Raw genomic sequence first — 14,764 nt, 5'->3', positions numbered from 1 at the left:
TTTCTTGACTTAATTAAGGGTTGGCTTTACGACGCAATCAGATTTCTAGCGATCCGCTTAACCTTAACGCATTTCTTTGCGGGAAAACGAACCATATGAATTTCGCCGATCTCGGTCTGAGCGAAGATATCCTCAAAGCCGTCGCAGACGCCGGCTACGACACCCCAACCCCGATCCAGGCCCAAGCTATTCCGTCGGTGCTGATGGCACGCGACATTCTGGGCTGTGCGCAAACGGGTACGGGCAAAACGGCCAGCTTCACCCTGCCGATGCTTGATATTCTCCATCATGGCCGGGCCCGCATGCGGATGCCACGTTCCATCATTCTGGAGCCGACCCGCGAACTGGCCACCCAGGTTGCTGCAAACTTTGACACCTATGGCAAATATATCTCGCTATCCAAGGCGTTGATTATTGGTGGCGAATCTGCTGCCGAGCAAGGCAAGGTTCTTGAAAAAGGTGCCGATGTCATCATCGCGACGCCGGGCCGCCTGATTGATACGTTTGAGCGCGGCAAACTGCTGTTGTCTGATTGCAAACTTCTTGTAATTGACGAAGCCGACCGCATGCTCGACATGGGCTTCATTCCCGACATCGAAAAGATCGTCAACATGCTGCCCAAGCAGCGCCAGACGCTTTTCTTCTCGGCGACCATGCCCAAGGAAATCAAACGCCTTGCCGACAAGTTCCTGTCCAATCCCAAGGAAATCACCGTATCGCCACCTTCGACGATGGCAACCACGGTTGAACACAAGCTCCTTGTCATTGATGATTTCGACAAGCGCGAAGCCCTGCGCCGCCTGATCCGCGCCGAAGATGTCCGCAACGCTTTTGTGTTCTGTAACCGCAAAAAAGACGTCGACATTCTCTATAAATCGCTGACCAAGCACGGCTTCAATGCTGGTCGCATGCATGGCGATCTGGCGCAAAGCGAACGTACCGAAACGCTGGCAAAGTTCAAAACCGGCGAGATCACCCTTCTGGTCTGCTCGGACGTGGCCGCACGCGGTATTGACGTTGCCGATGTTTCGCACGTCTTTAACTTTGACGTACCGTTCAATGCCGAAGATTACGTGCACCGTACCGGTCGTACCGGTCGCGCAGGCCGCGATGGCAAGGCCTTTACCCTAGCCGTGCCAGAGGATGGCAAACTTGTTGCTGCGATCAACAAATCCATCAATATGGACATCCCGCTGACCGAACTTGAAGGCATCGAGACGCTCGAGTTGGACTTCACCGGCAAGAAGCGTCGCAACAAGAAAAGCCGCAAGCCCAATACGCGTGACGACAAACCCGCCCGTCCGGCAAGATCGGATAAAAAGGAAGCGGCAACTGACGCCCCGTCCCCGGCCAAATCCGACGCGCAACCGCAAAAAGACGCCGACGACGCCCCCAAGGCACCGGTACGCGACGCGCGCAACAACGCGGGCAACACTGATCGCAACCGCACCGAGCGTCCGGATCGGACCGAGCGTAATGATCGCAACGATCGGAATGACCGTAACAACCGCAACAATCGTCGTGATCGTGAAGACCGCGATGACAAAACAGTCATCGGCTTTGGCGATCACGTTCCAAGCTTCCTTCTGACAGAAGTGCCGGCCTCAAGCCTTGGCAAAAAGCCTTCTGACGACGAAGAAGAAGCACCGAAAAAGACCACCACGGCCAAGCGCAAGCCTGCTGCTGAAAAGTCGAAATCAACGACGGCCAGAAAGCCGCGCCGTTCGACCAAAAAGGCCAGCGACGAAGCACCGGCAGAGGATGCTGCCCCAGTAGCAACCGAGGCACCGGCCGAAACCGCAAGCGATGCAAAGTCCGACGCTGCACCGGCCAAGGAAGTCAAAAAACGCGCACCGCGCCGTCCGCGCAAGAAGGCTGCCCCAAAGGCAGAAGCTGCTGACAAGGCTTCGGATACCGCCCAGGCATCAGCAGAACCGGCCCCGGCAGAAAGCGAAAGCTAAGCCCGCCGCGCGTTCGCCAATCAAAAAGGCCGTCAGAGCAATCTGACGGCCTTTTGTCTATCTGGTAGGTATTTGTGCCTGGATCTGTGCGTTAAACTGCGCGGAACAATCCGGTGGATGTCGGTTTTTCCGGGCGACGTTTGCGCATCAGTTTCAGCATTGTCTCGATGGTGATCGACAACAATGTCGCATGGGTGATCTCTTCGATCTCATCCATCACCATCGAAAGCGCCGCACCGGCATTGGTATTCTGCACGATGCTGTTGGACGGGCTTGTGCCGACCTCTTCAAACAGTTGCACAACATCCAGAAGCGTGGTGCGCTTGGCATTGCCACAAAACCGGTAACCACCACCGGCACCACGAACCGATTCAACCAGCCCCGCCCGACCCAGATCGCGCAGGACCTTTGCCAGATGGTTGGTCGAAATATTGTAACGTTCGGCAATTTCCGATGCCGAAAGCTGGCGGTCGGTATCTTCGGCCAGTTCCAGCACGGCATAGAGGGCAAACAGCGTCGCCTTTTGCAAAGACATCATCGGCTTATTCCCCCTCTTCCATATCTGTTTCCAGCTGGATGAATGGTCCCGCCATCATGCCCTGCGCGCGGAAGAACGACATCAAATCGGTCGCATCGCGCGGGATCATGGTCCGGATTTTGGTCACCCCGGCCTTCCGGAAACAGCGGCAGATTTCGTTATAAAGGATGGTACCGATCCCGCCCATGCGCAGGTCCGGTTCGACACTAACGGTGCCAACCCAGCCGCACGGCACGGAATTGAATTCCCACGACCGGACTTCACCAAAAATGCAGCCAAGAAGCGTGCCGTTTTCTTCGGCAATCAGGAAGAAACGGGAATCCTTGCGGTTGCCATAACGGGTAAACAGGTCGTCCCAGTAATCCGGCTTGCGCAGTCCCGTGGTCCGGTCATCAAGATCGACAACATTGGCGAGATCTGCCTGAACCGCCGGACGAATATTGATTTTATGCTCGCCAATTGTAACCAGGTTATATCCCGGCGTGTTTTGCGCAGCGTCCACCATACGTGCCTTTCAGTATATCGGCTGCCAATGTCAGACCAGTGTCAGACAGTGCCAACCTCCCCCGGGCTCCCGGCAGGAGAATAATCACAATCGAAATAAGTAAATTGGTACGATTATACTACACTGCCCGGATGGCACACGGCAACGATAACTTCCGCTGCAGATGTTCACAACTGCAGGCATTCCAAGGAATTGAAGGTCATACTTGCATTGCTTGCCTGTTGCAAGTCTTTGGCATGCACGCTGCGGTTAAGATCTGTTGCACCGCATTGCGATCATATACAGGATTTCGACGTAAAAATTGCACCGTTTGACGACGCAAAGATTGACAGAAACGCGAAGTCATGGCTTATCGCGCAGCAGAAATTATGTACGCCCGGTCGGGAATTTGGCAAAATCCACCCTTCCGAAAATACGGTTCTCCGGGCGAATTTCGGCCCGTTATCTTATCGTCCAAAGGAGTGTGGCACGCTATGGCGCGCAACGGTTTCGACGCAATTGATCGCAAAATTCTTCGTGAAATTCAGGAAGACGGTCGAATCTCCATGGTCGAACTGGCTGACAAGGTCGGCCTGTCCGTTTCCCCTTGCCTGCGGCGTCTGCGCAAGCTCGAAGAAAGTGGCGTCATCCGCAAATATGTCGCCCTGCTGGACCCGGCCCATCTTCGCCTTGGTGTGAATGTCTTCGTCACCGTATCGCTGACCCAGCATGACGAACCGTCGCTCCGCCGCTTTGAAACGGCCGTGCAGGAACACCCGGAAATCGTTGATTGCTATGCCATGGTCGGCAATCAGGACTACATGATGCGCATCGTAGTGCCGGACCCGGCCGCCTATCAACGCTTCCTGTCCGAAGTCATGATGAAGCTGCCCGGTGTCGCCAACATGAAATCAAGCTTCACGCTTCACGAAGTCAAAAACAGCACCACCCTGCCGGTTGCTGACGCCGACTAACATCGGATCAATGCCTGCCATCACGAAGTGACAGCGAAATAACCAAATCTGCCACCGTCATCCCCGTGAAGGCGGGGACCTCGATCAGCAAGTGCCGAACCGAAAAAGCGCTCTACGCCACAGCCTGACGCTGCTTGGGAATGATCGTCGGGAACAGCACCGCCAGTGTCAGCCCGCGCAGCAGGAAGAAGCCGTTAAACGCAGCCCATAGAAAATGGTTGCTGCCCATCACCACGGCCCACCAGGCAAACCCGGCATAGATCGCGACTGACAGCAACATCATGTTGCGCCAATGCTTGGTTTGCATCGCGCCCAGAAACACACCGTCAAACTGAAAGCCCAAGACCCCGGTAATCGGCAATACCACCGCCCACATCAGATATTCATAGGATGCGGTGCGGACTTCCGGAATGCTGGTCAGGGCATCAATGATCCAAGGCCCTGATGCGGCAAACAGGGCAGCCATTACCACGGCTGAAACAATCCCCCAAACAGTTGTCTTGCGCACCGCCCACAGGAACTGCTTGCGCTTTTCCGCGCCATAGGCCTGCCCGACAAGGGTTTCTGCCGCATGGGCAAAACCATCAAGCGCAAATGACCCGAACATCAGGAAGTTTTGCAGAACGGCGTTGGCGGCAAGTGTTACCTCGCCAAACCGGGCTGAGAAACTGGTAAACAGCGCAAAGGCTGATGTCAGCGCCATGGTGCGGATAAAGATATCGCCATTAATTTTCATCAGCCGGGCCAGTTGCGCACGATCAAAAAGACCAATACCGCGCCACGTCCCACCCAATCTTTTCAGATGTGGCTGCATCAGGAACCAGCCCAACACCACACCGGAATAGTCCGCAATCACCGTGGCACCAGCCACCCCGCGCACATCCCAGCCGAACCCCTGCACAAACAGGATATCAAGGATGATGTTCAGCGAATTAAGGACCACCTGAAAAATAAACACTGCCCGGCTGTCACGCATCGCCAGCAACCAGCCCAGCATACAATATTGCATCAGCGTCGCAGGCGACGCCCAGATCCGGACATGGAAATAATCGCGTGCGGCGGCCTCGACCGCCGGTGTCGGCGCAATCAGGCTCATCGCCAGTTCAATGATCGGCCATTGCAACACCATCACCGCCAAACCGGCAACCACCGCAATCAGGGCCGCGCGGGCAAATACCGCACGCACGCCATTTGGATCGCGACGTCCATAGGCTTGTGCCGCAAGCCCCGTGGTGGCCATGCGCAAAAAGCCAAAGCTCCAGAACACATAGGAAAAGATCAGCGCACCAACTGCAACCGCCCCGATATAATGCGGGCTATCGAGATGTCCGACCACAGCCGTATCGACCGCGCCAAGCAACGGAACAGTCGCATTGGAAAGAATAATCGGCAGGGTCAACGCCAGAACGCGTCGATCACCCTTGCCGAACCAGCGGCGCGTGCGGTTCATTTGGACCTCGGTCTATGGATCATGCTGTGGGGCATCCGGGCGAACCGGAAGAATTCTTGTGGCACAGATTACCAGGCGGCAAAAGGCACCTTTTAATGACCGGCTGTCCAAAAAATCCACATCGTTAACTTTTTGTCCCGCCTCATGCAGCTTGTGCGCGAATTGTCTTCGCAAATCGGACTCCGCAATCGGCTGCGTGCCACAGGCTGTCCAAACACCAAGAACAGGAAAATCAAATAACTATTTGTTTTTATTTACTAAAATTAACTACAGAACATCTGCATCTTTTAAATTAGAAAACTCAAAAAATCTATACTGAGGAATAAGCACCCAAGACCAAAACTGATGTTTTTGACATTTTACAGGATAATTTTCCCCAAACCTGCTTTTCCATCCACAAAGTTATCCACAGGTCATGACGGTTTATGGGTTTCCTGCAATCACGGCCGTCCGGGAACCTTTGGTTTTGTGACAAAAAATGCTGGTGGTCAGTCGACTGCATTGCTAAGCAGGTGCAAAGGGAAATTCAGGAAAGCACGCATGAGCACCGACACATTGTTATCTGGTCCGGCCAAACCGGCTGCCTCGGGCACCACCAAAAGCGTTGTCATCTTTCTGCATGGCTATGGCGCGGATGGAAATGACCTGATCGGTTTGGCGCCGCATCTGGCACGCGCCCTGCCCGACACCACCTTTTATTCACCAAACGCGCCGTTCCCGTGCGAAATGTCGCCGTTCGGACGCCAGTGGTTCAGTCTGGCCGAATATGATCCCGAATTCCTGCGTCGTGCGCCGGAAACCATGTCTGGCGCCCTTGCTGCCATGGCCGAAGGTGCCCGCAAAAGTGCTGCCTATGTCGATGACTTCATCGATCACGTTATGGAAACGCATGGCGTGTCTGCGGACAAGGTCGCACTGGTAGGCTTTTCGCAAGGAACGATGATGTCCCTGCAAACCGCGCCCCGGCGTGATGATGAAATTGCCGGTGTTGTCGGCTTTTCCGGTGCATTGCTTGGCGAACAGACGTTTGGCGCTGAAATCAAGTCCCGTCCGCCAATGGTGCTTATCCATGGTACCGCCGATCCGGTCGTACCGATCGAAGCATCGCGTCTTGCCAAGGAAACGCTTGCTGCCAATGGCATTGAAGTCAGCCTTCATGAAAGGCCCGGTCTGCAACATGGCATTGACGAAGAAGGCCTTGGCATTGCCGCAGGATTTTTGACAAAGGTACTTGCCTGACCCCACGAGTTTGATCCGTCGCAAGACATTTAAAAAGGACATCTGCAATAATCGCAGATGTCCTTTTTTGATTCCTGACCGCCCCCTGTGCAACGCCGCTTGTCTGCGTCTGCGCAGGTCCGTGTTGCCGCACCGCAACAGTCACAACTTTTGATTAGTGAATTTCCTCAAAAGGGATAAATATTACTATACTTTTCGACAGGTAACTGTTTTAAAATATACGCGCATCAAGGGGTAAGGAAAGGGTGCCATCCCCCTGACATCGCTGCTGAAATGGCAACATACACGGGTACAGATCACATGTTACAAAACATCAAGATCAGCAAGAAGGTTGCGAGCCTGACCTTGCTGTCACTGGTTGCACTGCTTGTAATCTCGGCGCTGGAGCTTTTTGCATTGCGGGAAGCCTTGCTTGAGGACCGCAAGGACAAGGTTAAAGCCACAACCACAATGCTTGTGACCGCCGCGCAGTCCTATCAGGACCTGGTCGATAGCGGCGACCTCAGTCAGGAAGAAGCCGTAACCGAATTTTACCGGGTTGCTGCGGCATCCAAGTTCGACGATGGCACAGGTTACTTCTTTGCCTACGACAGCAAGGGCGTCAACATGATGCATGCGGCCAACCCCGCCCTTGTCGGCAAGGACCTAAGCAAGCTTCAGGACCCGAGTGGCTCCTTCATCATTCAGAACATGCTGGACGTCGCCAAGGCACCGGCGGGTGGGTACTTCACCTATCTGTGGCCAAAGCCCGGCCACCCCGAAGAAGACCTTTTCGAAAAGCAGTCCTTTGCCGCCACCCTGCCCTGGGGCGACGTCATCGGTACCGGCATCTATATTGATGATGTCGATGCAGCGTTCTGGGAACAGGCGATTTTCGTTCTGGTCGTCATCGCGATTGTCATCGCGATCATGCTGGCTGTTTCCTTTGCAATCGGCCGCAACATCACGGTCGGACTAAGCAAGCTTTCAAGCCGCATGACCGAAATTGCCAGTGGCAAACTTGAAGGCGAGATCGAAGGTCAGGACCGCGGTGACGAAGTTGGGGACATGGCCCGCACTGTGGTTGCCTTCCGCCAGCAAGCGCTTGAAAACCAGAAGCTGCAAACCCGCCAGCAAGAGCTTGAGGCACAGGCCGACAAGCAACGCCGTCAGGACATCACCGATATGGCCGACAGCCTTGAATCGCGTGTCAAAGGCTTGATCCGTTCGATCTCGGGCTCGATCACCGAGATGAAAAAAGCCACATCCTCGATGGAAGAAGCCAGCAACACCAACAGTTCTCTCTCTGCGGCTGTGGCATCTGCAACAACCCAGACCTCGACCAACGTTCAGACTGTGTCTGCCGCGACCGAGGAACTGACCGCATCCTCCGATGAAATCGCCCAGCAGATCTCCCATTCCGCAGAAATCGCCAATCAGGCCAACGAACAGGCCACCCGCACCAACCAGACCGTTACTGGTTTGGCCGATGCGGCCCAGAAGATTGGCGATGTTGCCAAGCTGATCGGTGATATCGCCGAACAGACCAACCTGCTGGCCCTAAACGCCACCATCGAGGCGGCACGTGCCGGTGATGCCGGCAAAGGCTTTGCCGTGGTCGCAAGCGAGGTCAAGAACCTTGCCAACCAGACCGCCAAGGCGACCGAGGAAATCAACCAGCAGATCCTCTCGGTTCAGAATGAAACCGGCGAAGCGGTTGAGGCGATCCGCCTGATTTCCGAAACCATCGCACAGGTCGCCGATAGCTCGACCGCGATTGCGGCTGCTGTCGAAGAACAGCACGCCGCCATTGGCGAGATTTCGCGTAACGTTCAGCAGGCCGCAGACGGCACCAGCGAAGTCTCCCAACGGATCGAGACCGTCAACGAAAATGCCGGTCGCGTATCGTCTGGCACCAGCCAGTTGGCCCAGTCGGCCGAAAAACTGGTCGACGAAGCAAGGTCGCTTGATGAGGCGGTTGAACACTTCCTTGCCGATCTGCGCAAACGCGCAACCGACTGATCCGTATCGAAAGCAAAACCACCCGAAAGGCTAGGACATTTTGTCCTAGCCTTTTTTGATTGCTCCAAACCTTACAAACTGTACTCACTCAACACTTTTAAACTCATAAGACACGCCCATCGGCACGTGCTATTTCGACGTTTGTCCACATACAAGACTACACTTTAGGATAATATCTATTGCATGTGATCTGAATCTACACCAATATATTCGTATATTTTGATCAACAGACCGCGGCTGGCGGAGGAACCACATGCTTGGCAATCTAAAGATTGGTTACAAAATCGTCATCTTGTCTGTCATCGCGCTTGCGGGCGTCATCGTCGTTGGCGGGCTTCAGCTCTCCACCCTGCGCGATGCACTCCTTGAAGATCGCAAGGACAAGATCCGGTCCACCACCAACTACATCACTTCAATCGCGCAGTCCTATCAGGACAAGGTTGATGCTGGTCTTCTCAGTCAGGAAGATGCGATCAGCCAATTCTACGAGTTGGCCGGTGCCGGCAAATATGACGGCAAGATCGGATATTTCTTTGTCTTTGCGACCAACGGCATAACCGAAATGCACGGTGCCAATCCAGCACTTGTCGGCAAAAGCCTGAATGACGCGCAGGACTCCCAAGGCAATTATTTCATCCGCAATCTGATTGCGTCCGGTAACAAGGCAGGCGGTGGTTTCTCGTCCTACTACTGGCCCAAACCTGGTGAAGATGAAAAACTGACCTTCGAAAAACTGTCCTTTGCAGAACCCCTGCCATGGGGCTCAATCATCGGTACGGGTATCTATATTGATGACGTCGATGCGGCTTTCCGTGAACAGGCAACATTTGTTGTCATCATTGGCGGTGTCATTCTGTTGATCCTGACCCTTGCCGGGCTGGCCATTGGTCGCGATATTACCGGCGGACTTAAAACCCTTTCCGCCCGGATGCGGATTATCTCGTCAGGTGATCTCGAAGGCGAAATCGAAGGCCAGGGCCGCAAGGACGAAGTCGGCGACATGGCACGCACCGTGGTCTCCTTCCGCGAACAGGCGCTTGAAACCCGCAAGCTTCAGGAAAATCAGCGTGCGCTTGAAGAACAAGCCGAAGAAAATCAGCGTAAAGCCTTGATGGAAATGGCCGATTCTCTTGACGTCAAGGTCAAGGGTCTGATCAGTTCGATCTCCAGATCGATCAAGGACATGCAATCGGCCACCGATGAAATGCGCAGCGCGACCAACATGAACAGCGAACTGTCGGCTGCTGTTGCCTCGGCAACCACCCAGACATCAAGCAACGTTCAGACCGTCTCCGCCGCGACCGAGGAACTGTCTGCATCCTCCGATGAAATCGCCCAACAGATTGCAACCTCGGCAAACATCGCCAATCAGGCCAATGAACAGGCGACCCGCACCAACCAGACCGTTACCGGCCTGTCCGAGGCCGCCCAGCGGATCGGCGACGTCGCAAGTCTGATTGGTGACATTGCCGAACAAACCAACCTGCTGGCGCTGAACGCCACCATCGAGGCCGCCCGTGCGGGTGATGCAGGCAAGGGCTTTGCCGTTGTGGCAAGCGAGGTCAAAAACCTTGCCAATCAGACCGCCAAGGCGACCGAGGAAATCAACCAGCAGATTCTGGCCGTTCAGAACGAAACCACCGAGGCGGTTGATGCCATCCGTCTGATTTCCGAAACCATCGCCCAGGTCGCTGACAGCTCAACTGCGATTGCAGCCGCAGTCGAAGAACAGCACGCCGCCATCGGCGAGATTTCACGCAGCGTTCAGCAGGCAGCTGACGGCACGCGCGAAGTATCCGAACGCATCGAGACAGTTAACAGTAATGCCGGCAAAGTATCTTCGGGCACCAACCAGCTTGCCAGCACGGCCGAAAAACTGGTCTCCGAGGCGGTCGCCCTTGATGACGCTGTTGAGGCGTTCCTTGATAACTTGCGCAAAAGCGCAACCAACTAAACGTAAATACCAAGTAATGCAGGACACGTGCAAAAAAGTCGCCCCGGAACATCTCCGGGGCGACTTTCTTTTCGGATGGTCAGGCTTGTGCCGGTTTAAGGGCGCGTGGCCTCGATCTCGATTTTGATGGTCACAGCGTCACCAACCTGTGACGTGTCCTGCCATTGGCCCTGCCCGACACCAAAGTCCGTACGGTTAATCGTCACCGTCCCTTCGGCTTCGGCCTTGTTGCCTTCAATCTCAAGATCAAACGGCAAGATCACTTCGCGGGTGACATCACGGATCGTCAAATCAGCAACCGCTTCGTACTTGCCCGGTGCAATTTCGCTAAAGGACTTGGTGGCAAACTTCGCCGTCGGCCATTGTGCCGCATCAAACCAGTCTGGCGAGACGATCTGACTGTCACGGTCGCCATTGCTGGTATTGACCGATGCAATATCAATCAGGACCTCGACCGACGACCCGGCAAGATCATCGGGTGAAAACACGATATCGGCGTCAAAGGATTCGAACTTGCCTTCAAACTCTGCACCAAGCTGGGTGCCGGTAAATTCAATTTCGCTTTCGTTGGCGTCCACCACCCATTGGTCGGCGGCCAGTGCAGCCCCGGAAAAACCGGCGATGGTCGTGGCAATTGCCAATGCAGGCAGCATTTTGCGTTTCATCTGAAACATGTCAGTTTTCCTCGAGTTTGCCGGGCAACATACGCCGCAATGTCGCGTCGCGATCCCAAAAATGATGTTTGAGTGCCGCCAGAAAATGAACACCAACCAATCCGGCAACCGCCCATGACAACAACCAGTGCACGGTGCGCAAGGTTTCGAACAGTTCCTGATTGGGCGACACAAGATTGGGCAAGGTAAACAGGCCAAAGACGCTGACAGGGAAGTTCGCAGCCGACGACATGGTCCAGCCGGTCAACGGCATGGCAAACATCAACAAATACAATCCCAGATGACCGGCCTTTGCCGCCAGACGTTCGATCTGAAGTTTGCCAAGCTCATGCGGGCTCGGTTCACTCAACCGCCAGATAACCCGCAGGATCACCAATGCCAGTACCGTTATGCCAAGTGACTTGTGGCGCGATATCCATTGCAGCTTTTCCATCCCCAGCGGCAGGAAATCCATGTACCAGCCAATCGAAAAAACGCTGATGACAAGAAGCGCCATCACCCAGTGAAAGGTCTTGGTCACCGTGCCAAAGGCGTGCTTCGTATTGCGAATTGTCATAACCGGCTTTCCTTGCTGCCTGCCCATGTCTTGCCCGGGTCTGAAATGTGATGTGCGCCGCAGCAAATTTGCCACAGCGCACACCCGAAATCCAATAAAGCCGGATTACTTCTGCTTCAGGAATTCCGAAGAAATCTGAAGCGTTACTTCGTCACCAACGCCCGGCACGAGGAAATCCATGCCGTAATCGGTACGGGTCACAACACCATCTGCCGAGAAACCGACAACTTCGTCACCGGTCATCGGATGGGTGCCTTCACCGCTAAGGGCAACGTCAAGAACCAGCGGCTTGGTTTCGCCAAGAAGGGTCAGGTCGCCCGTGACGGTTGCCGCATTGTCACCAACCAGCTCAACCGAGGTGCTGGTAAAGGTCGCAGTCGGGAATTCTTCAACATTGAAGAAATCGGCGGATTTCATGTGGTTATCAAGCGCCTCGACACCACTGTCGATCTGGTTGAGATCAATCGTGATGGTGGCAGATGATGCCGACGGATCTTCGCGATCGAGGGTCAGCTCGCCGGTAACACCGTTAAAACGGCCCTGATAATCGGAGAAACCAAGGTGGTTCACGATGAACAGAACACTGGTGTGGGTCGGATCCAGTTTATAGGTGTCGGCCGCCTGGGCCGAGAAAGCCGCACCGGAAAGACCGGAAACGACTGCCAGCGTTGCGCCAGCTTTTTTAATCGAGTTAAACATTTTGAATTCCCTCATTTTCACAAGGTGCAAAGGCTCATTGCACCGCAATAAATCGTGAGGTGAGGATGACAGGCCTACCCGGCGCTCTCAAGCCAACGAAACCGCAACACATATTTTCTGTTTTGGAAACAATGGCAAAAACATTCGCCATATTCTTGACAATATAGGCCCAATCCCGTCGAAACGGCTGGCCGCGATACCGTTGGTTTTTCGCCAATTCTGCAAAATTGCGCAGCGGCATCATAAAAAAAGCTGACCACATTTGCGGTCAGCTTGTTGCCAATCTGGATATGATCGGATTTATGGCTGCTCCGGGGCGGCCTGGCCTTGCGGGGCGGATTCGCCGCCGCTGGCATCGCCCTCGGCCGGATCAAGACATTCTTTCAGCCACACATCATAGACCGGATGTTCAAGGGCCGACAAACCGGGACTTGATGCGAACATCCAACCGGAAAACAGGTCTTTGCGGGGTGTCTTGCCATCTTCGCGAATGTCGGCAATATCAAGGAAAGTCGCACTTTCCGGGAGCTCTTCCGGGGGTGTTCGATAACACGCATCCACCCGGATTTCGAGTGTCCCGAAACGCGCAACCTGCCCTACTGGCACCTCAAAGGTCGAAATGCGGGCGGTAATTTTATCCAAGCCCTGCAACTGGGCAACCGGGGCCGGGCGATAATCAAGCGCCGAAGACGCCGTTCCGATCATTGCACATGTCGAACAAATCGCGGCAATCGCAAAGGATCGTTTCATTGTGGTCTTCAGTCCTGTTCGTCGCTTTTGTTATAGGGATTATGCAGTTCGGCAACCAGATCGCGCATCACATTACGGAACTGTTCTTCGTCACAGCCCATCAGAAGCGCATCTTCAAGCGCGTCCTGCATGATCTCGCGCAGTTCACCGAAATTGTCATTGAGAACCTTGATCTTTTCCACGCATGAAAGCGGCGAGCCATCGCTGGCCTGCCAGGTGGGAAAGTGATCAACATTTCCGGTCTTTTTCATCAACCGCTCCGACATTTGGGGCAAGGCAGGTTTCTGTACGAATTTGATCTGCACCTTGCTGCGTTCTCTGCGTCGCACCTTGCTGTGCAATCCCGGCAAAATCATGGCCGCTTGTCACCGGCCTCTGATCAATCAATTATCGCTGTTGGTCGAAGAATAGATAACCTGACCAATAATATCTTCAAGGTTGACCGACCCTTGGGTGAACTCAATCTCGCCACCGGCCTCGATCATGTCGATATCCCCGCCCGGCTCAAGGGCAACGAACTTGCCACCCAGCAACCCGTCAGACGCAATCTTTGCCGAACTATCAAGCGGCAATGCCAGATCAGATCGCACCGACATCTTGACGACCGCCATATAGGTATCGGGATCAAGTTCCTGTGCGGTCACAGTGCCGATTTTAACACCGGACACACGAACGTCATTACCAACAACAAGACCATCAATGCGATTGAAGCTGGCCATGATTTCATAGCCTTCCACCGTATTGATCCCGGCACGTGAATAGGAATAGGCCGCAAATCCGACCGCAACAGCGATCACGGCAGCACCGGCAATGGTTTCAATCAGTCTGTTGCTCATCGACCTTATCCGTTCTGTATCTCTTTGAGACTTAGGGTCAGGACCCTATACTGTATTGCCCCGCCCCGAAAAACAACCACCCAAAAGACAACCGCTGTAAACAGGCCATCGGGAAACAGAATTCAGGCAAAACATATTCAAAACACAAACGGGCGCGAGTTGCCCCGCGCCCGCCTGTTAATCGGTATTCTTTCGGATCAATCAGCCTTCCGGCGACCAAGCCTGATAGTCACCGGTCGCCGGTGCACGCTTGCCACCACTATATTCATGTCCTTTCGGACGATAGGCATGCTTGGTGCCCGTCAGGTTCGGCTGGTGTTCTTTCTGCCAGTCATAACGGTCTTCGGCCTTTTCAGACAGCGGCGCATCAACAGTGTAATGCAGCCAGGCATGCCATTCAGCCGGGACCTTGGATCCTTCGACGACACCTTTGTAAACAACCCAACGCTTGGTGCGACGACCTTTGGCCTGAGTCTTTTCGGTGTAATAGATATTGCCGAAACGGTCTTCGCCAACGCGCTTGCCAAACAGCGCAGTATAAATACGGGTGCCGACGGTGGCCATGTTGGGTCTCTCTCCAGATCTGGTTTGTCCGCCTGCTTTAAGCGATGGCGGCAAAAGGCAGTACAGCGTGTTTGGTGATACACC

General features: G+C 54.4%; 16 protein-coding genes. 5 read left to right on the top strand and 11 right to left on the bottom strand.

Annotated features, from left to right (window positions below; genetic code table 11):
* Positions 1-95: 95 nt before the first annotated feature.
* Positions 96-1,961, top strand: coding sequence for a DEAD/DEAH box helicase (locus tag DY252_RS10510; RefSeq protein ID WP_064790416.1), 1,866 nt, complete (start codon positions 96-98; stop codon positions 1,959-1,961).
* 91 nt (positions 1,962-2,052) lie between these two features.
* Here the strand turns inward: DY252_RS10510 and DY252_RS10505 are convergent, their stop codons facing one another.
* On the bottom strand, positions 2,053-2,499 hold the full coding sequence (locus DY252_RS10505) for an Rrf2 family transcriptional regulator (protein ID WP_008891472.1): 447 nt from the start codon (positions 2,497-2,499) through the stop codon (positions 2,053-2,055).
* A 4-nt stretch (positions 2,500-2,503) separates the two neighbouring features.
* The gene (locus DY252_RS10500) at positions 2,504-3,004 is read right to left on the bottom strand and encodes a GNAT family N-acetyltransferase (RefSeq protein ID WP_063087257.1); all 501 of its coding nucleotides are present in this window, start codon (positions 3,002-3,004) and stop codon (positions 2,504-2,506) included.
* Positions 3,005-3,477: 473 nt separating this feature from the next.
* Between DY252_RS10500 and DY252_RS10495 the strand changes: the two genes are divergently transcribed.
* Entirely contained in the window at positions 3,478-3,957 is a 480-nt protein-coding gene (locus DY252_RS10495; RefSeq protein ID WP_008891470.1) for an Lrp/AsnC family transcriptional regulator, read from the top strand.
* Between the two features lie 112 nt (positions 3,958-4,069).
* Here the strand turns inward: DY252_RS10495 and DY252_RS10490 are convergent, their stop codons facing one another.
* Positions 4,070-5,407: an MATE family efflux transporter gene (locus tag DY252_RS10490; protein WP_064790415.1), complete on the bottom strand. Its 1,338-nt coding sequence runs from the start codon at positions 5,405-5,407 to the stop codon at positions 4,070-4,072.
* Between the two features lie 540 nt (positions 5,408-5,947).
* Between DY252_RS10490 and DY252_RS10485 the strand changes: the two genes are divergently transcribed.
* From DY252_RS10485 to DY252_RS10475, 3 genes are all read left to right on the top strand, one after another.
* Positions 5,948-6,646, top strand: a complete 699-nt coding sequence (locus DY252_RS10485; protein ID WP_064790414.1) for an alpha/beta hydrolase — start codon at positions 5,948-5,950, stop codon at positions 6,644-6,646.
* Positions 6,647-6,946: 300 nt separating this feature from the next.
* A complete protein-coding gene (locus DY252_RS10480) occupies positions 6,947-8,647 on the top strand; it encodes a methyl-accepting chemotaxis protein (RefSeq protein WP_064790433.1) in 1,701 nt (566 codons plus the stop codon).
* Positions 8,648-8,900: 253 nt separating this feature from the next.
* Entirely contained in the window at positions 8,901-10,601 is a 1,701-nt protein-coding gene (locus DY252_RS10475; protein ID WP_064790413.1) for a methyl-accepting chemotaxis protein, read from the top strand.
* A 95-nt stretch (positions 10,602-10,696) separates the two neighbouring features.
* Here the strand turns inward: DY252_RS10475 and DY252_RS10470 are convergent, their stop codons facing one another.
* The 8 genes from DY252_RS10470 to DY252_RS10435 all read right to left on the bottom strand — a co-directional run bounded on the left by DY252_RS10470 (position 10,697) and on the right by DY252_RS10435 (position 14,680).
* Entirely contained in the window at positions 10,697-11,275 is a 579-nt protein-coding gene (locus DY252_RS10470; protein ID WP_064790412.1) for a YceI family protein, read from the bottom strand.
* 1 nt (position 11,276) lies between these two features.
* Positions 11,277-11,831 (bottom strand): cytochrome b, encoded by a 555-nt coding sequence (locus DY252_RS10465; protein WP_064790411.1) that lies wholly within the window; start codon positions 11,829-11,831, stop codon positions 11,277-11,279.
* A 105-nt stretch (positions 11,832-11,936) separates the two neighbouring features.
* The gene (locus tag DY252_RS10460) at positions 11,937-12,530 is read right to left on the bottom strand and encodes a YceI family protein (protein ID WP_064790410.1); all 594 of its coding nucleotides are present in this window, start codon (positions 12,528-12,530) and stop codon (positions 11,937-11,939) included.
* 34 nt (positions 12,531-12,564) lie between these two features.
* Positions 12,565-12,792, bottom strand: coding sequence for a hypothetical protein (locus DY252_RS10455; protein WP_129542716.1), 228 nt, complete (start codon positions 12,790-12,792; stop codon positions 12,565-12,567).
* A gap of 38 nt (positions 12,793-12,830) precedes the next feature.
* Positions 12,831-13,280, bottom strand: coding sequence for a DUF2155 domain-containing protein (locus tag DY252_RS10450; protein ID WP_064790408.1), 450 nt, complete (start codon positions 13,278-13,280; stop codon positions 12,831-12,833).
* A gap of 8 nt (positions 13,281-13,288) precedes the next feature.
* Complete coding sequence (locus DY252_RS10445) at positions 13,289-13,531, bottom strand: hypothetical protein (RefSeq protein ID WP_008891461.1); 243 nt, start codon at positions 13,529-13,531, stop codon at positions 13,289-13,291.
* A 132-nt stretch (positions 13,532-13,663) separates the two neighbouring features.
* Positions 13,664-14,116, bottom strand: coding sequence for an outer membrane lipid asymmetry maintenance protein MlaD (gene mlaD, locus DY252_RS10440; protein WP_064790407.1), 453 nt, complete (start codon positions 14,114-14,116; stop codon positions 13,664-13,666).
* Positions 14,117-14,317: 201 nt separating this feature from the next.
* Complete coding sequence (locus DY252_RS10435) at positions 14,318-14,680, bottom strand: NADH:ubiquinone oxidoreductase subunit NDUFA12 (protein WP_064790406.1); 363 nt, start codon at positions 14,678-14,680, stop codon at positions 14,318-14,320.
* Positions 14,681-14,764 lie beyond the last annotated feature (84 nt).

The organism is Thalassospira indica (genome assembly GCF_003403095.1).
GTDB lineage: Bacteria > Pseudomonadota > Alphaproteobacteria > Rhodospirillales > Thalassospiraceae > Thalassospira > Thalassospira indica.
The sequence above is the reverse complement of the archived record's forward strand: the minus strand, read 5'-3'. Positions and strand labels throughout refer to the sequence as shown.